This is a genomic window from Acidobacteriota bacterium, assembly GCA_022340665.1.
In the GTDB taxonomy this organism is placed as follows: Bacteria; Acidobacteriota; Thermoanaerobaculia; order Thermoanaerobaculales; family Sulfomarinibacteraceae; genus Sulfomarinibacter.
Window position 1 is genome coordinate 48,434 of the sequence record JAJDNM010000062.1, and the last position, 19,686, is coordinate 68,119.

Here is a 19,686-nt window from a genome sequence, read left to right on the forward strand (position 1 = left end):
AACACATACAATTACGAGAGTGTCGAAACCGACGAAGGACGCTTTCCGTAAATTGGGCATGTGTCGACCAGCTGTTGTCCTTCTGCTCACCCTTTTCCCCCCAGTCGTTTCTTTAGCCGATTCGCGGAACGAGAGCTTGGATGGGTCACAGACTCCAGGCCAGATTCCACGGGTCGAGTCCCGGATCGAGGTCGACGGCGTACTCGACGAGGCGTTGTGGGAGAGGGCGTGGACGATGCCTCTGGACTATGAAGTCAGTCCCGGAGAAAATACGCCGGCGCTCGCCCAGACGGAAGTCCTCGTGATGCACGATGCCAACCGCATCTACGTGGGTTTTCGAGCGCACGATCCAGATCCGGGTGCGATTCGCGCGCACCTCTCGGATCGCGACGAGGCGTGGAGCGACGACTGGGTCGGAGTCGTCCTCGACACATTCAACGACGAACGCCGCGACTATCTCTTCGTGGTGAATCCGTTCGGCGTACAAATGGACGTCATCGAGGTCGAATCGACCGGCGGAACGCCGTGGGACGGAATCTGGAAATCGGCTGCCACGATCACGGACTGGGGCTGGTCAGCCGAAATCGAGATCCCTTTCTCCACCCTTCGATTCCAGCGCAGCACGGGACCTCAGGTCTGGGGTTTCGACGCGATTCGTGGCTACCCCCGAAATGTATCCCACCAGATGGGCGCCTTTCCGCGCGACCGGAGCAACAACTGCTATCTCTGTCAGGCGCTGAAGATCGAGGGCTTTGCCGGCGTCTCTCCCGGGCGCAACATCGAGATCGACCCGACCTTGACCACTTTCCGCACCGACGAACGGGAGGAAATCCCGGATGGTCCGATGGACACGGGAGATACAGAGATCGACCTCGGCCTCACCGCGCGCTGGGGCGTGACGCCGAACCTCACGCTGAGCGGGACGATCAATCCGGATTTTTCGCAGGTCGAAGCCGACGCGTTGCAGCTCACCGTCAACCGCCCATTCGCGATCTTCTTCCCCGAGCTGCGTCCATTCTTCATGGAGGGCGCCGATTTCTTCGATACCTCGATGGACGTCGTCTACACCCGAGTGATGCGCGATCCAGAGTGGGGCTTGAAACTGACCGGTAAAGAAGGATCACACACGGTCGGCGCCTACGTGGTCGAAGACGAGATCACCAATCTGATCATGCCCGGCAGCGAAAGCTCGGATTTCACCGTCCTCGAACAACCGAACACGGCGACAGTGTTGCGCTACAAGTACGATGTGGGGAACCGGTTCACCCTCGGCGGCATATTCACCAACCGCGATGGGACGGATTATCTCAACCGCGTCGTCGGCATCGATGGCGACCTCCGCCTGACGGCGAAGGACCGCGTCTGGCTTCAGCTCCTGCGTTCGAGTACCCGATACCCGGATTCGGTGGTGGAAGAGTTCGACCAACCGGAGGGCACCCTCGACGACTGGACCGCCGAAGTCGTTTACGTCCACGAGACCCGCACCTGGGAGTGGTGGGCAGCGTTCCAAGACGTCGGCACAGATTTCCGGGCCGACCTCGGATTCATGCCACGGGTGGATCACCAGCACCGCGAGGTCGGCCTCGGCTACCAGTGGAACGCGACCGACACGAGCTGGTACTCACGAATGGACATCAAGGCCAAGGTCGAGGACACCGTCGACCAGACCGGTTTCCTCCTCTTCCACGAGGATGTCGTCCAGTTCACCATCGAAGGACCGTATCAATCACACTCCGTCATCCGACCGAGCAGGGCACGAGAGGGATTCGGTGGGAAGGAGTTCGACGTCAGCCGTCTTCGGCTCCACGTCTGCGGCAACCCCAACCGCCACAGCCATGCCTACCTGAACCTCGAGGGAGGCGGGAAGGTCGATTATGCCAACACGCGGCTTGGCGATTTCCTCAACCTGAACCTCGGTCTCTCCTATCGCTTCGGAAGGCATCTCTCCGTCGAACCCTCCTATGTCTGGGAGCGAATGGACGTTGACGAAGGGTGGCTCTACACCACCTCCATCGCCAAGCTCTACGCCTCTTGGCAGTTCAACGCCCGTTGTTTCGCGCGCGCCATCCTCCAGTACGTGGACGATGAGTTCAACACCGGCCTCTACTCCGATGACCGCGACCCGAAGACACGATGGCTCTTTTCCCAGCTGCTTTTTTCCTACAAGCTGAACCCGCGCACCGTTTTTTTCCTCGGTTACTCGGACAACTCGGTCGCCAACCAGGATTACGGCCTCACGCAGGTGGATCGCACGATTTTCGCCAAGATTGGCTACGCCTGGGTGTTGTGACCTATTGTGAGCCCTCCTGGAGCCTGAAGCGAGTCCAATACGCGTCCGCGCTGTCGGTGAAGCGCATGATTTCGCCGGACTCATCGAGAAGGAGATCGAGCACGTGCTGTTTGCCCGCCAGGTCGTGGTAAAAAATGGTGTATTGGTCGAGATCTCCGACCTCGTGCGTGTCCATCCCATCGACCTCGTACTTGACGACTCCGGTGCCACCGGTCCCGATGGTGACGGTGTCCTTCCGGAACTCGTAGTATTGATCGTTGAAATCGGGGTGCGAGGTCGTCCACAGGCCGTGAAGACGCGGGGTCACCTCTGAGAACTCAGGTCGCTGCCACAGGACCAATCGAGCCACAGCTATTGCGAGAATGACGACCACCAGCAAACCCACCAGAATTCTGGTTGTGCTCAGTACTCCTGGTTCCTGCTCCTCGAGATCCTCGAGGTCGTCCCAATCATCGTCATCGTATTTTCTTGCCATGGCCGCCCCCACTGCGGACTATGGGATCGCGCTCGCCCGCCTACTTAATACGATACCTCGCCACGTCCGGGTTGACCCCAACGGGCTTGAATTTCTCCCAGAGATAGAATCCGGAACCGGTCTTTGCACCGAGCTGCCCGGACTCGACCAGCCGCTTGAGTAGGGGACTTGGTTTGTAGAAGCTGCCGAACTCATCCTCGATCACCTCGCAGATAAAGAGCATGGTGTCGAGGCCCACATAGTCTGCAGTCATCAGCGGCCCCATTTTGTGACCGAGACAGTAGGTACATTTGTCGACGTCATCGACCGCCGCGATCCCCTCCTCGACCACGCGAATGGCTTCATTGACGAAAGGAACGAACATCCGGTTGATGGCAAATCCGGCCTTGTCTTCGGCCGGGATCTCGATCTTCCCCAGGTCGTGACAGAGCGCGACCACTGTTTCATAGGTCTGGTCGGACGTGGCGAGACCACGAATGATCTCGACACCCTGCTGCATCGGCACCGGGTTCATGAAGTGCATACCCATGAAGAGGTCCGGCTTCCCATAGGCCGCTCCGAGTCGGGTGATGCTGATCCCGGAGGTGTTGGAAACGAGGATTTTGTCGTAACTCTTTGCAGCCAGATCGCGGTTGATCTTTTCCTTGAGTTCGGGACGCTCGGGCACTGCCTCGATGATGAGATCGCAGCCCAATAGATCTTCGATGGCACTGGTGGTCGTCAGCCGGCCGAGCGCCTCGTCCTTGGCTTCGCCGGTGATTCCCTTTTCGCCCCCTGACTTCTCGAACGCCTTGACCAACCGGTCGAGACTCCTGGATATCGCCTCGAGCCCGCGCTCGAGCACGTCCGCGTCAACATCCATCACAACGACATCGAAACCGTTCTGGGCAACCACCTGGGCAATACCGTTGCCCATGGTGCCAATGCCGATCACGCCAATCTTCCTGAGTCCGCTTTCACTCATGCAGTGCCTCCTTTTCGAATCAGCGACATTCTACGCTTCCCCGGACATACGTGAAGAAGCTCGGGACGCCGGACGGAGGATCTTGGATCTTGGATGTTGGATGTTGGATGTTGGATGTTGGATGCAACTAGTGATGGCTTCGTCTTACGGATTTGTCAAGGGCTTGCCATGGCGAAGCCAAACGGGCGAAGCCGGGTGGATGGGTGGATCGAGTATCCAGTATCCAGCATCGGGCGGGAGCGGGGGGTCGTCAGTTGACGCGGCGATCGGCTGCAGGTATACACGTTGGGCTTGAGATGATTCTGGAAATCGACCCCACCGAACCGGAACCGTGGTTGCTCGCTCGCGCAGCACAGGTGCTGCGTGAAGGTGGCGTCGTTGTCATGCCGACAGACACGGTGTACGGCATGGCGTGCGGCATCACCCACCCGGAGGCGATCCAACGGATATACACGCTCAAGGACATGGATCCGAAGAAACCATTGTCTATCTTGGTGAGCGACATGACAATGGTCGGCCGCTACGCTCGAGGCGTCTCGAATCCGGCCTTCCGCCTCATGAAACGGGTGCTGCCCGGGCCGTACACGTTCATCTTTCAAGCCAGCCCTGAAGTGCCCAAAGTCATGCTCCGCAAACGGCGCACGATCGGCATAAGGATGCCTGACAACCCAATTGTCCTGGCGTTACTCGACGAACTCGGCGAGCCATTGCTCAGCTCTTCGATTCGAAGTCCCGAACAGGATTTCGTCAATGACCCTGAGGAGATCGACGCTGCTCTCGGCGACGACGTCGACATGGTTATCGATGGCGGGATCCTTCTCCCCGTGCCGTCAACCGTGGTCGACCTGTCCGGAAGCCAACCGGTCCTGCTCCGCGAAGGCAAGGGAGACGTCGAAACCCTCGAGCTGTTCTGAGCTCATCCAGCTGCTTCGAGCGATGCGTCCTTACGATGGGTACGTATGCAGGAATTAGGAATGCCGCTCGCCCTCCCGTATAGATCCGAGCACCGGGCGGGCTCAGCGGCGGGGGAATCCGAATTGCTGACTCCCGATTCTCAATTCGCTGCGCCCACCGCTTCTTCCACCGCATTCCGGATCTGTTCTGCAACGCGAGCTGGGTGATAAAACCGATCCCACAGTGACCTTCCACGGTGGCCGATCTCCTGCGCCGCGGATGGATCGCTCAGCAGCTGTTTGATCCTCTCGACCCACTGATCGGCATCATCGGCCTGGACCACGGCTTCACGCGCCTCATCGACAAGACCATTTGCCGCCCACGGGTGGACAACCGTTGCAACTCCGGCCGCCATCGCCTCGAGCACCTTCATCGGCACTCCGGAGCCAGAATTCATCGGTGCTATCGCTACCCGCGCACCCGCCAAGAACGGCTCCAGGTCCGGCACATCGGCGTGTACTTCAACCCCAGCCAATTTTCCAAGCCGTCGCACTGCCCGACTTGGCCGGGCCCCTGCCAACACCCATCGTGCCCCGGGCACGGCTATACGCAGATGCGGCCAGATTTCTTTAGCGAACCAAAGCGCCCCTCGAATCGTAGGCCGATAGCCGAGATTCCCGGACAACAGCACGACCGGTGCGCCGGGCTGTGAAACACCTGCAGTCATCTCGCGTCCCGAGACCGGAATCACGCACGCCCGTCCCCCCGGGACCGAAAGGAAGGCGAGATCCCTTTCTGAAACAGCCGCCGTGATTGTTGCCTTTTCGGCGATCTCCCGCTCGCGCAGCCGGCAACGCAGAGCTTCTGATCGGTAGGCGAACGAGAGAGTCGGCCCTACCGATCTGGCCGCGCGTTCGAAATGAAGCCCCATCGCATCGATGGCGTCGAAGATCAGGGGGATATGCGGTGAGAACTGGCGGACGAGATCCGCGGCCCAGCCGCAGCGCACCATCTGAACAATCACAACCTCTGGCCTGAAGTCTCCCAGCCCTCTGCGCACGACCCTTCGCGCCGCGCCCGAGTCATAGAGCCCTTCCTGCAACGGGTGGCCGGCGATTGCGGCCCTGGCCAGGCCCAAGCTCCTGGCGGCCGGGCTCAGGCTGTGCGGCATCCAGGTGACCCTCGCGGGTACCTGGAACGGCTCACTAGTGCCCGGGCAAACCAGCGCAAGGTCGTGCCCGGCAAGCGCTTCGAGCCATTCGACCGTACGCGCCTGGTTGCCGCGCCACGCTGGCACCGGGCTCCGGCTGGCAACCAACAATACCCGCATCAGTTCGCGTAGAACTCCTCGATCGCTCGCACGACCTGCTCTTGTTCTTCTTCCATCAGCTCCGGGAAGATCGGCAATGCCAACACCTCGCGGCTCGCCTGTTCGGCCACAGGGAAATCTCCCTCGCCGTAACCGAGGAACTCGAAGCAGGGCTGGAGATGGAGCGGCAGTGGATAGTAAACGGCTGCACCGATTCCCAGTTCGGCGAGAAAAGCGCGCAGCTCGTCTCGACGTGGGGCCCTGATCACGTACTGATTGAAGGTGTGGCCCCGACCGTCGATCGCCTGCGGTAGGCGAACGATCTGATCGAGGCCGGTGTTTGAAAACAGATGCCGGTAAAACTCCGCATTCGCTCGCCGTCCATCCACCCAACCGCCAACATGAGGCATCTTGACCCTGAGAACTGCTGCCTGAAGGGCATCGAGCCGGAAGTTGCCACCGACAGCCGGGTGCTGATACGGGCCCGACTGGCCGTGCACCCGGAGTTCCCGAACGATCCTCTCGAGCTCGGAATGCGCCGTCGTCACCAGCCCGCCGTCACCGAAACACCCGATGTTCTTCGAGGGAAAAAACGAAAAGGCGCCCATCACGCCGATCGAGCCAACCTGTTTGCCATCGAAGCTCGCTCCCCAAGCCTGGGCACAGTCCTCCAGGACCGGCACGTCACCGGCGACTTCGACGATCTGATCCATCGCCGCCGCCTGGCCGAACAGGTGCACCGGGATGATCGCCCGGGTGCGATCTCCGATCCTCGCTCGGAGGTCCCGCGGGTCCATGCAGTAATCGACCGGATCCACGTCAACGAAGACCGGCGTCGCGCCGAGGCGGGCCACCACGCCGGCAGTGGCGAAGAAGGTGAAGGTCGGCAGCACGACCTCGTCGCCTCGACCGATGCCGAGCGCCATCAGCGCAACGAGGAGGGCATCTGTGCCCGACGCGACACCAACGGTGTGGGCGACCTCGAGCGCCGCGGCCGCTTCGGTTTCGAATGCCTGGACTTCGTCGCCGAGGATGAAACGCTGCGATTCACACACCCGGTCGATCGCCTGGCGGAATTCCTCGCGCAGGGGTTTGTACTGTCGTGTCAGATCGAGCAAAGGCACGGCCATGACTTTCCTCCTCGGGCAGGAACCGATGACAGGGTACCTCGTGCATCGGGAATTAGGAATGAGGAATAAGGAAATGGGTATGCAGACAACCCACTTCACAAACGTGGCACCGTCAAGCAGAGCGGGCGGCAATCGGGATTCCGAATTCCGAGCTCGAAATTCATCTTTTGTTAACATGAATATGCGACTTCTTGTCTTCTTGTCGCGAAAAAGGAGTCTCAATGCACATCTGTGTCGTTGGTACTGGGTACGTCGGACTCGTTACGGGCGCGTGTCTCGCAGACTTCGGCATCAATGTCACCTGCGTCGACAACGACGAGGACAAGATCGCGATGCTCCTCGCCGGCGAGATCCCGATCTACGAGCCGGGGCTCGACGCTCTGGTCGAGAAAAATGCCAGGGGGGGCCGTCTCCATTTCTCGACCGACCTCGCACCGGCTATCCAGAATGCTCTCGCGATTTTCATTGCGGTCGGCACACCGCCAAAAGAGGACGGCTCCGCCGACCTCTCTTACGTGGTACAGGTCGCAGAGGAAATCGCCGACAATCTGAACGGCTACAAGGTCGTGGTCACCAAGTCCACGGTGCCGATCGGCACCGGGCAATTGATCGAGAAGATCATCACCGAGCGCGGAAACGGCGCTCACCCGTTCTCGGTTGTGTCCAACCCGGAGTTCCTGCGTGAAGGTTCGGCCATCGCCGACTTCATGCGTCCAGACCGAGTCGTGATCGGTGCGCGCGACGCGCAGGCAGTAGCAATCATGAAGGACATCTATTCTCCCCTATACCTGATCGAAACCCCGTTCGTAATTACCAATGTGGAGTCTTCCGAGCTCATCAAATACGCCTCGAACGCGTTCCTCGCAACCAAGATCACATTCATCAACGAGGTTGCTGAACTTTGCGATCGGCTTGGTGCGGATGTGCACCACGTATCCAAGGGAATGGGACTCGACAAGCGCATCGGTCCCAAGTTCCTCCATCCTGGGCCCGGTTATGGAGGCTCCTGCTTTCCCAAGGACACCCAGGCGATGTCGGAGATCGCCCACAAAGCCGGGCGTCCGTTCGAAATCGTTGACACGGTCATCTCGGTCAACGAGCGCATCAAGGAACGATCGATCGAACGCGTACGCGAGGCCATCGGGGACGATCTCGAAGGCAAGACGGTCGCCGTGCTCGGCCTCAGCTTCAAGCCCGAGACCGACGACATGCGCGAGTCCTCATCGATTCCCCTGGTGACCGCCCTGATCGAGGGAGGAGCCAAGGTCAAGGCATTCGACCCCGTCGCGATGGAAAACGCGAAGATGCTGCTACCCGAGAGCGTCGAGTACTGTGACGACTCCTACAATACCGCGGAAGGCGCCGACGCGATGATCATCGTCACCGAATGGAACCAGTTCCGCTCGCTCGACATGGAGCGGGTCCGCTCCCTGCTGAAGCAGCCTGTGGTGGTCGATCTCCGTAACCTCTACGACCCCCAACGGATGAAGGATCAGGGTTTCCGGTACTCCTCGGTCGGCCGCGCAGCGGAGAATCTTCCGCAGTGAATTTTGAATTCCCGATTTTGAATTCCCCCCCCACCCCGACTCCAGGCAACGCTAGATACTGGTCACTGGATACTGGTTACTGGTCACTCTTGGTCAGTGGGTCGCTCCTCGCGGGTTGACCTGACGGCCGGCGACCGCGAAACTAGGCGGCGTGACATCTGACGACTCCGTCCGGCTCGATATCTGGCTCGACGTGGCATGTCTTTTCAAGACTCGCTCGCAGGCCCAGACCGCGTGTAAACGCGGCCGGATCGAGGTCAACGGTGATCACGGCAAACCGCACCGTGCGGTGAGGCCGGGCGATACGATACGGATCAAACTACCCGGCGGCCGGCGCCGCATCATCGAAGTCGTGGAGCTCGAGTCGACCAACGTATCAAAGGCTCGCGCGCGTGATCTCTACATCGACCACACGCCGCCTCCCAGTCCGGAAGAGATCGAGTTGCGCAAGATGCAGAGGCTCTCGACACCGCCACGGAGGGTACGAGGTGCCGGGGCGCCCAAAAAGAGGGAGCGCCGCGACCTCCGTCGGCTGAAGGAGGAGTGGGAGTAGACAGGGCAGTGCGGCCAGACGGCGGATCGGCGTATCGACATTTCGACCTGACACGATTTCAGGGGCCTTGAGGTCCCCACCGGCGATGCGGCCGCACCGATGAGCCGATTAGCCGTCGAGCCGAAGAGCCGTGCTGCCCGCGGAGGAGCAGGCGGCCGCGGTAGAATAGCCGGACCCAATCGGGGTGCTGATCGTACAGATCACTGGAGGTCTGGATGAGCGGAGAGGCCAATTGGGACATGTTGGTGGTTGGCGGCACGGTGCTGACGATGGAACCGGACACCGAGCCAATCAAGAACGGCGCTGTGGCGGTGGCTGACGGGCGGATTGCCGCAGTTGGGCCGGCCGAGGAACTGCTCGAGGTCGGGCAGCCAGGCGATGTCCTCAACGCTGGAAATTGTCTGGTGCTCCCCGGCCTGGTCAACACTCACTCGCACCTCGCAATGACGCTTCTCCGAGGTATCGCCGATGACCTGCCCCTTATGCAGTGGCTTGAAGGCCATATCTGGCCGGCCGAGAAAGAACACATAAATCGCGAGACCGTCCGCCTCGGCACCGAGTTGGCCGCGGCCGAGCAATTATTGGGTGGCATCACGACCACGACCGACATGTACTTCTTCGCTGACGAGGTGAGCGAGGTGCTGGCTGCAGCCGGCATGCGGGCAGTAGTCGCCGAATCCCTGATCGGATTCGCCACGCCCCGATGCGCGACCTCCGAAGAGATGCTCGCCAAACAACGCGACCTTCTCGAGGCGTACGAAGACCACCCTCTCATCACTCCGTCGGTCGCGGCCCACGCACCGTATTCCGTGCAAGCGGCGGATCTGGTCGCGGAAACCGAGCTGGCCGAAGGGTACGAGGTTCCGATGCAGATACATCTCTCAGAGACCGCGTGGGAGGTGGAAAAGCTGCTCGAAGAGAAGGGCCTGTCACCAGTCGCATACCTCGCAGACCTCGGTGTGTTGTCGGAGCGCACCGTGGCAGCCCATTGCGTTCACGTGTCTCCACAAGACATCGAGCTGCTTGCCGAGTTCGAGGCAGGCGTGTCGCACAATCCGGTCAGCAATCTCAAGCTCGCCTCGGGTGTCTCGCCGGTGCCGGCCCTGCTGGACGGCGGAGTGAAGCTCGGTTTGGGCACCGATGGCGCCGCCTCCAACAACACCCTCGATCTGTTGCGGGACATGCAGCTCGCTGCCCTTTTGCACAAAGGCGTCTCCGGAGATCCGACGGTTCTGCCCGCCAGACAGATGCTCGAAGTGGTCACCGTCAACGGCGCCAGAGTGCTCGGGCTCGACAAACGGATCGGCACTCTGGTCGAAGGCCACGACGCTGATCTCATCTGTCTGTCAATCGACGGGCCCCACACGGCTCCAATGTACGATCCGTTTTCGCACGTGGTCTTCGCCGCCCGTGCGTCTGACGTTCGTCACGTACTCGTCCGTGGCAAGATCCTGGTGCGGAACCGTGAGCTGAAGACTCTTGACCGGGAGCGAATCGAGGCCCAAGTCCGGGAGTTTTCTGAGACCGTTCGACCGAGCTAGCATGGATCGAACAAAGAATTGAAGGAGGGAGTGATGACCGATATACCCAGATCCATCCTCTCAGCCACCGATTTTTCGGAAGCCGCGGACCGAGCCAGCCAGTTCGCCCGATCGCTCTCTCGGATTTTCGAGGCGGAGTACCATCTGCTCCACGTTGTCGTCCTCCTCGATGACCCCCACCTCGAAGACACCCACAGACACCGGCTTGAGGAACTCGTCGCACAGGGAGACGATGCGCGGCAGCGAGACCTCGAGAACAGCGCAGAAGATCAACCAGGTCTCGAGATTCGCCCGCACATGGTTCGGGGTCTCGCCCCGGCAGAGGTGATCGTGGAAACCGCATCGAATCTCGGCAACGATCTGATCGTTGTCGGAACACACGGAAGACGCGGACTATCCCACTTTCTGTTGGGTTCGGTTGCCGAGCGGGTCGTGAGGACCGCGGCCGTACCCGTTCTCACCGTCCGCGCCGACGCCGATATCGAGCTCGGACAGAAACCAAGCATCTTGGTTCCGCACGACTTTTCGGAGGCGTCAGCCAACGCCGTACGACACGCGGCAGTGTGGGCACAGGCGATGGGTGCCGACCTGACTCTTCTCCACGTCGTCGAACCGGTGGTCTATCCCGAGTTCTACTCTGTCGACGTGTTGTCTGACGATCTCATGGAGCGTTTGGTGGAACGCTCGGAGACAGCACTTTCTGCTGCTGTAGACGATCTCCTCGGGGATTGTGGAGCCCGCGTGGTTGTCGAAGTCGGACGGGCCGCATCGACAATTGTTGACTCCGCCGACCCGGCCAAGTTTGATCTCGTGATCATGGCGACGCGCGGCCTCTCGGGATTCGAGCAGGTCATGCTTGGTTCGGTTGCGGAATCGGTCCTCAGGCGTTGCCAGGTACCTCTTCTGGCGGTGCCCTCCGCTTGATCAGGTCAGTCCCCGTAGGGGCGGGATATATCCCGCCCTTGTTCATTGAAGTCCGTTGGGTCGTACAAGGAGGGCGGCATGTATGCCGCCCCTACAACACTCCGACGCTACAGTCAGTCGTCAAGGCGGACGGTTGTAAATATTCATCGCCGCCTCGACACCGTTCTGCAGGGCCACCTGCACGGCATCCGCCGCGCGGCTGACCGCGGACTTCGCGAGGTCGACCTCATCCGGGGAGAATGGTGACGTCACGTAGTCCGCCAGATCGCCGGACAATTCTTCACCCTGGACCCCGACTCTCAGGCGTGGGAAACCGGTTCCGATCTCGCGACACAGATCCCGGAGGCCGTTGTGCGTACCGGGGCCGCCCGACGGGCGAATCCGCAGCTGCGCCAGCGGCAGGTCGATATCATCGACCACCACCAGCATCTGTTCGGGCGACAGTTCGAACTCTTCGAGCAACCATCCAGCCGCCTCGCCAGAACGATTCATGTACGTCTGGGGGCGGGCCAGCGCCACGAGGCGAGCGGGTCTGATCACCGATAGCTCGCACGACGCCCGCTCGAGCCAGTCGACACCGTTATGGCGCCGCAGTAATTCCTGCAGAACCTGGAATCCCACGTTGTGGCGCGTGGAGGCGTAATTCTCCCCGGGGTTCCCGAGCCCGACCACCAGTTCAATGTCCATGAGCAAAGAGGGAGGCGCGCCCGCTTGCGGGCGAGCCCAGGCTGGGCCTATTCGCCTCCCTCGCCCCCTTCTTCGCCCTCGTCCTTGCCCTTGCCGATGACCTCCGGCTCGGCGGCCTCGGAAATGACGGCCTCTTCCTCGAGTGCCTCTTCTTCGGGGACCTCTTCCTCGACGACTCTCGGAGTTTCGACGACAACCACGACGCGGCCTTCGTCCTCGAGGAACTTCGCGTTCTCGGGCAGCTGATCAGCAAGATCCGCCACTGTCATATGTTCATCGACCTCGAGCTCCGAGATATCGAGAACAAACTTGTCGAACATCTCGCGAGGGAGGATTTCGATTTCGAGTTCGCGTGACACAAAGTCGACCCGGCCACCGTGGCGGACTCCGACACAATCGCCGATAAGCTCCACCGGCATTTTCACCGTCAGCTTGTGACCGCGGGTGATACGGATGAAATCGATGTGGATGAACTGACCGCTGATGGGATCAGTCTGAAGCTCCTTGATCATCGCCAAGCGCTCCTCATCCGTACCCTGGAGCTTGAGCAAAAAGATCGTGTTTTCGCCCGCAGCGCCCTTGAGTATTTCGCGCACCGCGTGCTCGTCAACCGAGATCGCCACCGGAGGCTTGTCACCTCCGTAAAGCACGGAAGGCACTCTGCCCTGATTGCGCATCCTACCGGCTTCTCCGCTGCCGCGGCCCTCCCGAGCTTCCACCGTAATCGTAATTTCTGGGGTCTGTGTTGCCATGAACGTAACTCCCTTGATTCTGTATGTTGTATTCAGACGAAAAGGCTCGAGACCGATGCCCCCTCGTGAATTCGACGGATCGCCTCTCCGAGAAGCACTGCCAGGGACAGCTGCTCCACCTTTTGGCTCATCCTCGCCTTCTCGTTGAGGGCAATAGTATCGGTCACCACAACCTTTTCGATTGCAGATGCATTCAACCGGTCGATTGCCGGGCCTGAAAACACCGGGTGGACTCCGGTGGCATAAACTGACCGTGCGCCACGTTCGATCAACGCCTCGGCGGAGTGCACCAGGGTCCCTGCGGTGTCGATGATGTCGTCGACGATCACACAATCGCATCCTTCGACGTTCCCGATGACATTCATGATCTCGGCCCGGTTGGCCTCCGGTCGGCGCTTATCCATGATTGCGAGATCGACCTTCAATCGCTTGGCGAAGGCACGAGCCCTTTCGACACCGCCCGCGTCGGGCGACACCAACATCGGTTTGTCGAGCGCCTTGCGGCGAATCGCCTCGATCAGAACCGGCGCCGCGTAGAGGTGATCGACGGGTATATCGAAGAAGCCCTGGATCTGAGCCGCATGAAGATCGATCGTCAACACCCGGTCTGCACCAGCGGTAGTGATCAGGTTCGCGATCAGCTTCGCAGTGATGGGGACCCGCGGCGCATCCTTCCGATCCTGACGGGCGTATCCCATGTAGGGTATGACGACGCAGACCCGCGCCGGCGATGCGCGACGAAATGCGTCGAGCATGATCAACAGTTCCATCAGGTTTTCGTTTGGCGGGGGACCGGTCGGCTGGACAATGAAGACATCCGCGCCGCGGGCATTCTCCTCGATCTGGCAGTACAACTCCCCATCCGAGAAGTTCCCGAGGCGAATCCTTCCTATCTCGATCTGTAGATATCCACAAATCGACTCGGTCAGCGCCGGGTTTGCGCGACCGGAGAAAACGAGCAGCGGTGTTTCCCCAAGCATGTGCCGTTCGACTCCCTCGATCTCTTCCCCATCATGTGGCTGGGGCGGCAGGATTCGAACCTGCGAATGCCGGATCCAAAGACCGGTGGCTTACCACTTGCCGACGCCCCAAGCGCCGCAGAGTATACAGGATTTAGCCCTGCTCCTTGTCGGCCTTACTCTTTGTCGGCGTTGGCCGCCGGCGCATCGCTCGTCCAGAACTCCTCGTTGAACAGTCTCGCCGAAAGGCGATCGAGGGCCGATATCTTGGCATCCTTGCCGTCCGACCCCTTCTGGTCTCTGTCACCGACCACCCGGCTCCGACGAGCCGTCTCGTACTCTTCGAGAACCCGCTTCTCGATGTGCTCACGGATTTCGCTGTTCAACGGATGGGCGATGTCACGCATCTGCCCATTCCGCGTCTTTCTCGCCGGCATCGTCACGAAGACCTGTCCTTCACGCCCTTCAATGACCCGTAGATCGTTGACGATGAAGCTGTCGTCGAACACAACGCTGGCAAACGCGCGGACTTTCCCGCCCTTTGCCGGGCTGACGCGCACCTCGGTCACCTTCATACAAACTCCTCTCGCTCTCCTTCGGTCTTTTCCGCCACCTGGCGTGCCCGCGTGCGACGTGTAGTCGCTGCCACGCGAACCTTCCAATGTTCATCAATTCCGCTGGCCGCGCGCCGTGCTGTCGTGACATCGGGGTAAACGGCACACGCGGAAGCGCCAGATCCTGTCATCCCGGCATGCAGCGGCGAGGTGGTTCGCAGAGCGGTCACTGCTCGCCCCACATCCGGCCATTTTTCAAACACTGCCGGTTCGAGATCGTTTTCGAGATCGTGCCATGGCAGCGCCGCGACGGCATTCCCTTTCGATACCGCCACGAAGGTATCCACCGTATCTTTCGACCTCGTCGAGGTCAACCTGGAAAGGGCCGAATAACACCTGTAAGCGTCGGCTGTCGACACCTCGAACCGCGGGCTGCACAGGACGACTCCGAATTCCTGAAGATCCGGCAACGGCTGGACGAGTTCCCCACGCCCAGTCGCCAACGCCAAACCACCAGTGAGAAAGAAGGGGACGTCCGAGCCGAGCCCTGCTGCAAGCCGCTCGAGTTCATCCTTTTCGAGCTGGAGATTCCAGAGCTCATCGAGAAGAAGGAGCGTCGCCGCGGCATCCGACGAACCACCGCCGAGGCCAGCACCAACAGGAATGTCTTTCACCAGCGTCAGCCTCGCCCCCTCGACGACCCCCGAGAGCATGCGAAGGGCATTTGCCGCCCGAATCACGAGGTTTTCGCGACCCGATGGCACGACTCCTCGCGGCTGCACCTCGAGACGCAGGTCTCCGACAGGAGAAGGCTCCGCCCGCACCTCGTCCGTGAGGTCGATCGTCTGCTGCAGAATCCTGACCTCGTGGTACCCGTCTTTTCGCCTGCCCAAAACCCTCAAATCCAGGCTGATCTTCGCCTGGGCAGGCAATGACAAGATCATCGGTCGGTTTCGACCACACAGCGCGGGAGCGTGGGAAGAGTCGGCAGCTCCTTGCCGGTGTTCCACTCGAGGCGGATCAAATCGAGCTCCGCCCATCGGCCATCTTCTCTCTTCACGCGCACTTTTCCGGGCACCGACAGACTATGGTCACCAAGCCGTATGCGCCAGCCCTTACCCGCGTTCCCCGCCTCCTCCACCGACACGACCCGCCACGGATCCGGTTCTACCGTGACTCGCGCTTTCCAGCCCTGACCTTCGATCAAAATGCGTCCGTCGTCGAGTGGCACGATGTGGTCTTCCTCCGCGGCCGGCAGTTTCCCGGCGAGAAGGCGAGCAGCCTGCGGTAGCGGCATTGCGGCCACCCCGAGCACCTGTGCAAGGCCGGAGATCTCGATCTGACAGCCCTCGCGAAGATCAAAGAACATGGGCGGATTCACGCCGGACCACGAAGTGAGGGACACCGCCGAGCCGAAAGGCTCGGAAACCGTGATCCGTCCGGCGTCACCGCTTGTCAGGAGCGCCAACCGAAGATTGCTCGAAGAGGCGACCCGGAGACGATAGAGGATGGCCGGATCTGCCTCTAACGGTTGGCCAAGGTGGTCGATTGCCTCTTCGGGTTCAATCGCTGGAGCCCTGGAAGCCGTCGTCGCGCAACCGCTCAGAGCGGAGATCAGAAGCAGGATCGCAGCGACTATGAGCACCGCACCGGTGCCAGTCGCCGCCGAACCGATCCACTTACTCTTCATTCTCGATTCGCTCGAGCAAAGAGCGCGCATGGTCAGGATCATCACAGCCCATATCGAGGCCGAGTTGGAGGTAATGACGACCCTGGTCCGCGTCGCCACTCGCCAGTAGCACCTCGCCGAGGTGACAGAAGATGGTCCCGTCGCCGAAACCGCCCCCGAGGTCGACTGCCCGACGTAGCCAGTGCTCGGCCTGGTCGAGATCGCCCATTCGGAAATGGACCCAGCCCAGACTGTCGAGGTAGGCGGAGTTTTCAGGATCGATGGCGACTGCGCGTGAAATCAGGGCGTACGCCTCCTCGAGGTGAATCTCGCGGTCTGCCAGCATATATCCCAAATAGTTGGCCGCGTCGGCGTCATTTGGCTCGGACTCGACCAACCGACGGAAGAGTTCCGTCGACTCCTCGACCAGACCCAAACGCTCCAGCGCGGCGGCGCGGGTGAACGCGAGATTTCGATCGCTCCCGAGCCGATCGATGGCCGCTGCCGATTCACGATCGACCTCCTCCCAGCGTTCTACCGTCTGCAGGGCCCGCAATCCTGCCAGTACAGTTTCAACGCTGTCGTCGTCGAGCAACGGTCGCAGCCGCCGCCACGCTCTCGGGTCACCCAGCCTGAGACGGAACTCGGCTTCGATTGCCTCCGCTTCGACCTGAGCCGTGCCAGAAAGCGAGGGCTGCAGACGCACCATCGAGGAAACCCCGTCGCCCCACTGCTCGCTGCGACGAAAGGTCTCCGCCAGCAGACGCACGTAATCGACTCCGGCGCTTTCCGCATCGTCGACGCGGTCGAGCCACTCTCGTGCCACCAGCGGGTTTTCTGCCAACAGCTCAATCCGCGCCGCGGTCAAAACGGTACGCACCGCTTCCTGAGAGCCGGGATTCCTGCCGACTTGCCGCCACGCCTGCTCCAACCATTCGCGCGCCTTTTCCTGCTTGCCGGTGCGACTCAGAGACCACGCCATCGCGAGCATCGAATCGAGGTCATTCGGCTCTTTCTTCAGCAGGCGTCGTAGCCGGGAAACCGATTCGTCATGCCGGCCGAGAGACGACAGAAGATGTGCTTCCAGCCTCTGTGCCCGTGCCGAATCCGGAGCCCGCACGAGTACGCGTTGAACGGTCTCAAGGCTCAGCTCCAACCGGCCGCCTTCCCACAGAAGAACGGCTGCCCGCATCAACGAATCGAGGTCGATGTCCTCCAGCCAGCCGAGCATCCGCTCGCCGGCTTCTCCCGGCCGTCCGAGCTCGACCAGGACGTCAACCAAACCCTGTTGGCAAGTCGGGCCCATGGGCCCTCCGCCGGCGCACGAATCATAGAGCTCGAGAGCCTGCTCGAGTTTGCCGGTCTCGCGGAGCAACTCGGCATGCAGAATTGTCAGGCGCGGGTTTCCTGGCCGGTCGCGTCGGAGGTCGGCCACGACTTGTTCGGCCTCGGCGGGTCGATCGAGCCCCTGCAATACTTTTGCCTGGGAATAGAGGAGGTTTACATCACCCGGGTTGCTTTCGATCGCAGCCGTGAGGGCCACCTCGGTCGGACCCAGTAGCTCAGGGTTGCGCGACGCCAGATGAGCCATCGCCAACGCTCGCAAACGGAGGCCCTCAGGGCTCGGATCGGACAACTCGGCGAGGACATCGACGGCTCTTTTGGCCATCCCGATATCGACCAGAAAACTGGCGTATGCCAGGCGAATCTCAGTCACATCGGGTGCGGCAATGACGGCCCTGTCGTAAGCATCCATCGCCTCCCGGAATCGTCCGTTCGCCTCCAAGACGCGGGCCTCGAGATACTGCTCGAGCCCCCTCGGCAGAGCTTGAGCATCGTTCACCGGCAACTCTTGGCCGGTTGTCATCATGGCGACCAACAGGATCGCCGCCGCTGTCAGGCAATTCTTCGGCATTCTCACCCTCGTTGAGGCTGCCGGGTGACCTTGGTTACCGACAGCCAAACACATCGTTCTATGCATGCAATCACGAGTTTACCCTGTATTGTTCCCGGTCTTGTGACGATTCCGTGGTCTCTCCGAGCCCGTCTGCTAGAATCCCGGCCGATGACCGAATCCGACCCACTGGGATCGCTGTTCACCGACCGCACATTCGACGACATAGATCTGCCGGTAGATATTCGCAGAGCCGTCGACGATCTCGGCTTCACGCATCTCACGAAGGTGCAAGCCGAGGTGTTGCCGATGTCTCTCGCCGGCCGCGACATCGTCGCGCAGGCGCAAACCGGATCCGGCAAGACCGCCGCTTACCTGCTGACCGTTTTCACCCATTTTCTCCGCGTTCCGAGGAGTTCTCCGCCCGAGGTCCCGCGAGCACTGATCGTCGCACCGACGCGAGAATTGGCCGTGCAGATCGCGCATGACTCCGAGGGCCTGGGCCACCACGCAGGCATACGAACCCATGTGGTGTTCGGTGGGCTCGATTATCGGAAGCAGCGCGAAATCCTCGAACGCGGGACGGATCTGTTGATCGGCACCCCCGGACGCCTCATCGACTATCACAAAAAGGGATCGTACTCGCTGAAACAGAGCGAGATGGTGGTGATCGATGAATGCGATCGCCTCTTCGACATGGGATTTGCCGACGATCTCCGCTGGCTCCTCCGCCGCATGCCCCATCCCCAGAAACGGCAGTCACTGATGTTCACGGCCACGCTGTCGCAGCGGGTGATGACACTCGGTTGGAGGCAGATGAACGACCCGGCGGAGGTCGTGGTGAGCGCCGAACAGCTCACCCCGGATTCGATCCACCAGGCACTCTACCACGTTGCCACGCGGGAGAAGCTCTCCCTCCTGCTCGGCCTTCTCGAACGAGAGGGCAGCTCGAGAACCATGATCTTCGTCAACACCAAACACCAGGCCAAGCGGTTGGTGGATGATCTCCGGCGCCACGGCTATTCGGCCCGCGGCCTGACCGGCAATGTCGTTCAAACCAAACGACTGCGTGTTCTCGACGAGTTTCGCGACGGCAAGCTGCCGATTCTCGTCGCCACCGACGTCGCCAGCCGGGGCCTCCACATCGAAGGCGTCAGTCACGTCATCAATTACGACCTGCCCCAGGACCCGGAGGACTACGTCCATCGCATCGGCCGGACAGCGCGGGTCGGGGCGGAGGGCAAGGCCATAACTCTCGCGTGTGAAGACTATGTCTACTCGCTCGATGCGATTCAGCGATACGTCGGTTACGAGCTCCCGACGGACTTCGCCGATGACGAACTCTACGCCGAGGTCCGCCCCCGGGATCGGCGGCCCCCGTCGCGCGAACCTCATCGCGGGCGATCGGCACGCACCAGAACTGACCGTTCCACTCAAGGCGAAAAAACATCGAAGGCGCGCAAACGGCGGCGCCGTAGACGACCGCGACGTGGGTCGGGAGGCGGAAAAGGCGACCCGTCAGGATCGAATGACTAGCCCGCGTC

At 61.0% G+C, this 19,686-nt stretch carries 17 protein-coding genes, 1 tRNA gene and 1 pseudogene; 7 read left to right on the plus strand and 12 right to left on the minus strand.

What is annotated here, in order from left to right; all coding sequences use genetic code 11:
• The first annotated feature begins 19 nt into the window (after nt 1-19).
• Nucleotides 20-2,290 (plus strand): carbohydrate binding family 9 domain-containing protein, encoded by a 2,271-nt coding sequence (locus tag LJE93_08185; GenBank protein MCG6948875.1) that lies wholly within the window; start codon nt 20-22, stop codon nt 2,288-2,290.
• Nucleotide 2,291: 1 nt separating this feature from the next.
• On the opposite strand, the gene LJE93_08190 is transcribed toward LJE93_08185, so the two are convergent.
• Both LJE93_08190 and LJE93_08195 read right to left on the minus strand, forming a co-directional pair.
• The gene (locus LJE93_08190; GenBank protein MCG6948876.1) at nt 2,292-2,765 is read right to left on the minus strand and encodes a hypothetical protein; all 474 of its coding nucleotides are present in this window, start codon (nt 2,763-2,765) and stop codon (nt 2,292-2,294) included.
• Nucleotides 2,766-2,805: 40 nt separating this feature from the next.
• Nucleotides 2,806-3,729 carry an NAD(P)-binding domain-containing protein gene (locus LJE93_08195; GenBank protein ID MCG6948877.1) on the minus strand — a complete coding sequence of 308 codons (924 nt, stop codon included), beginning with the start codon at nt 3,727-3,729 and terminating at the stop codon, nt 2,806-2,808.
• Between the two features lie 296 nt (nt 3,730-4,025).
• On the opposite strand from LJE93_08195, the gene LJE93_08200 reads away from it, so the two are divergent.
• The gene (locus LJE93_08200) at nt 4,026-4,643 is read left to right on the plus strand and encodes a threonylcarbamoyl-AMP synthase (protein ID MCG6948878.1); all 618 of its coding nucleotides are present in this window, start codon (nt 4,026-4,028) and stop codon (nt 4,641-4,643) included.
• Between the two features lie 140 nt (nt 4,644-4,783).
• On the opposite strand, the gene LJE93_08205 is transcribed toward LJE93_08200, so the two are convergent.
• Together LJE93_08205 and LJE93_08210 are read right to left on the minus strand one after the other, a co-directional pair.
• Nucleotides 4,784-5,953 carry a glycosyltransferase gene (locus LJE93_08205; protein ID MCG6948879.1) on the minus strand — a complete coding sequence of 390 codons (1,170 nt, stop codon included), beginning with the start codon at nt 5,951-5,953 and terminating at the stop codon, nt 4,784-4,786.
• Nucleotides 5,953-7,062 carry a DegT/DnrJ/EryC1/StrS family aminotransferase gene (locus LJE93_08210; protein MCG6948880.1) on the minus strand — a complete coding sequence of 370 codons (1,110 nt, stop codon included), beginning with the start codon at nt 7,060-7,062 and terminating at the stop codon, nt 5,953-5,955. The genes LJE93_08205 and LJE93_08210 overlap by 1 nt, the downstream gene beginning before the upstream one ends.
• Nucleotides 7,063-7,283: 221 nt before the next feature.
• Between LJE93_08210 and LJE93_08215 the strand changes: the two genes are divergently transcribed.
• From LJE93_08215 to LJE93_08230, 4 genes are all read left to right on the plus strand, one after another.
• On the plus strand, nt 7,284-8,609 hold the full coding sequence (locus LJE93_08215; protein ID MCG6948881.1) for a UDP-glucose/GDP-mannose dehydrogenase family protein: 1,326 nt from the start codon (nt 7,284-7,286) through the stop codon (nt 8,607-8,609).
• A 151-nt stretch (nt 8,610-8,760) separates the two neighbouring features.
• The gene (locus tag LJE93_08220) at nt 8,761-9,162 is read left to right on the plus strand and encodes an RNA-binding S4 domain-containing protein (GenBank protein MCG6948882.1); all 402 of its coding nucleotides are present in this window, start codon (nt 8,761-8,763) and stop codon (nt 9,160-9,162) included.
• Nucleotides 9,163-9,377: 215 nt separating this feature from the next.
• Nucleotides 9,378-10,703: an amidohydrolase family protein gene (locus LJE93_08225; protein MCG6948883.1), complete on the plus strand. Its 1,326-nt coding sequence runs from the start codon at nt 9,378-9,380 to the stop codon at nt 10,701-10,703.
• A gap of 33 nt (nt 10,704-10,736) precedes the next feature.
• Complete coding sequence (locus tag LJE93_08230; GenBank protein MCG6948884.1) at nt 10,737-11,627, plus strand: universal stress protein; 891 nt, start codon at nt 10,737-10,739, stop codon at nt 11,625-11,627.
• A 120-nt stretch (nt 11,628-11,747) separates the two neighbouring features.
• Here LJE93_08230 and pth read toward each other — a convergent pair whose 3' ends face one another.
• From pth to LJE93_08270, 8 genes and pseudogenes are all read right to left on the minus strand, one after another.
• Nucleotides 11,748-12,314, minus strand: a complete 567-nt coding sequence (gene pth / locus LJE93_08235; GenBank protein ID MCG6948885.1) for an aminoacyl-tRNA hydrolase — start codon at nt 12,312-12,314, stop codon at nt 11,748-11,750.
• A 47-nt stretch (nt 12,315-12,361) separates the two neighbouring features.
• Nucleotides 12,362-13,066, minus strand: a complete 705-nt coding sequence (locus tag LJE93_08240; protein MCG6948886.1) for a 50S ribosomal protein L25 — start codon at nt 13,064-13,066, stop codon at nt 12,362-12,364.
• A gap of 32 nt (nt 13,067-13,098) precedes the next feature.
• Nucleotides 13,099-14,046 (minus strand): ribose-phosphate pyrophosphokinase, encoded by a 948-nt coding sequence (locus LJE93_08245; GenBank protein ID MCG6948887.1) that lies wholly within the window; start codon nt 14,044-14,046, stop codon nt 13,099-13,101.
• A 36-nt stretch (nt 14,047-14,082) separates the two neighbouring features.
• Nucleotides 14,083-14,157, minus strand: a tRNA-Gln gene (locus tag LJE93_08250).
• Between the two features lie 200 nt (nt 14,158-14,357).
• A pseudogene (locus LJE93_08255) lies at nt 14,358-14,600 on the minus strand (SpoVG family protein).
• Nucleotides 14,597-15,523, minus strand: a complete 927-nt coding sequence (gene ispE / locus LJE93_08260; GenBank protein MCG6948888.1) for a 4-(cytidine 5'-diphospho)-2-C-methyl-D-erythritol kinase — start codon at nt 15,521-15,523, stop codon at nt 14,597-14,599. The pseudogene LJE93_08255 and the gene ispE overlap by 4 nt, the downstream one beginning before the upstream one ends.
• Complete coding sequence (locus tag LJE93_08265; GenBank protein MCG6948889.1) at nt 15,520-16,269, minus strand: hypothetical protein; 750 nt, start codon at nt 16,267-16,269, stop codon at nt 15,520-15,522. Before LJE93_08265 ends, ispE begins: the two co-directional genes overlap by 4 nt.
• The gene (locus tag LJE93_08270; GenBank protein ID MCG6948890.1) at nt 16,259-18,163 is read right to left on the minus strand and encodes a tetratricopeptide repeat protein; all 1,905 of its coding nucleotides are present in this window, start codon (nt 18,161-18,163) and stop codon (nt 16,259-16,261) included. The genes LJE93_08265 and LJE93_08270 overlap by 11 nt, the downstream gene beginning before the upstream one ends.
• Nucleotides 18,164-18,313: 150 nt before the next feature.
• On the opposite strand from LJE93_08270, the gene LJE93_08275 reads away from it, so the two are divergent.
• Nucleotides 18,314-19,678: a DEAD/DEAH box helicase gene (locus tag LJE93_08275; GenBank protein ID MCG6948891.1), complete on the plus strand. Its 1,365-nt coding sequence runs from the start codon at nt 18,314-18,316 to the stop codon at nt 19,676-19,678.
• The last annotated feature ends 8 nt before the right edge of the window (nt 19,679-19,686 follow it).

What these genes read in the sequence shown, in the direction of transcription:
- LJE93_08275 (MCG6948891.1), top strand. Translation starts at nt 18,314, where the DNA reads ATGACCGAATCCGACCCACTGGGATCGCTGTTCACCGACCGCACATTC.
- LJE93_08225 (MCG6948883.1), top strand. Translation starts at nt 9,378, where the DNA reads ATGAGCGGAGAGGCCAATTGGGACATGTTGGTGGTTGGCGGCACGGTG.
- LJE93_08270 (MCG6948890.1), bottom strand. Translation starts at nt 18,163, where the DNA reads ATGCCGAAGAATTGCCTGACAGCGGCGGCGATCCTGTTGGTCGCCATG.
- LJE93_08195 (MCG6948877.1), bottom strand. Translation starts at nt 3,729, where the DNA reads ATGAGTGAAAGCGGACTCAGGAAGATTGGCGTGATCGGCATTGGCACC.
- LJE93_08215 (MCG6948881.1), top strand. Translation starts at nt 7,284, where the DNA reads ATGCACATCTGTGTCGTTGGTACTGGGTACGTCGGACTCGTTACGGGC.
- LJE93_08245 (MCG6948887.1), bottom strand. Translation starts at nt 14,046, where the DNA reads ATGCTTGGGGAAACACCGCTGCTCGTTTTCTCCGGTCGCGCAAACCCG.
- LJE93_08265 (MCG6948889.1), bottom strand. Translation starts at nt 16,269, where the DNA reads ATGAAGAGTAAGTGGATCGGTTCGGCGGCGACTGGCACCGGTGCGGTG.
- LJE93_08200 (MCG6948878.1), top strand. Translation starts at nt 4,026, where the DNA reads ATGATTCTGGAAATCGACCCCACCGAACCGGAACCGTGGTTGCTCGCT.
- LJE93_08205 (MCG6948879.1), bottom strand. Translation starts at nt 5,953, where the DNA reads ATGCGGGTATTGTTGGTTGCCAGCCGGAGCCCGGTGCCAGCGTGGCGC.
- LJE93_08240 (MCG6948886.1), bottom strand. Translation starts at nt 13,066, where the DNA reads ATGGCAACACAGACCCCAGAAATTACGATTACGGTGGAAGCTCGGGAG.
- LJE93_08230 (MCG6948884.1), top strand. Translation starts at nt 10,737, where the DNA reads ATGACCGATATACCCAGATCCATCCTCTCAGCCACCGATTTTTCGGAA.
- LJE93_08210 (MCG6948880.1), bottom strand. Translation starts at nt 7,062, where the DNA reads ATGGCCGTGCCTTTGCTCGATCTGACACGACAGTACAAACCCCTGCGC.
- LJE93_08190 (MCG6948876.1), bottom strand. Translation starts at nt 2,765, where the DNA reads ATGGCAAGAAAATACGATGACGATGATTGGGACGACCTCGAGGATCTC.
- ispE (MCG6948888.1), bottom strand. Translation starts at nt 15,523, where the DNA reads ATGATCTTGTCATTGCCTGCCCAGGCGAAGATCAGCCTGGATTTGAGG.
- pth (MCG6948885.1), bottom strand. Translation starts at nt 12,314, where the DNA reads ATGGACATTGAACTGGTGGTCGGGCTCGGGAACCCCGGGGAGAATTAC.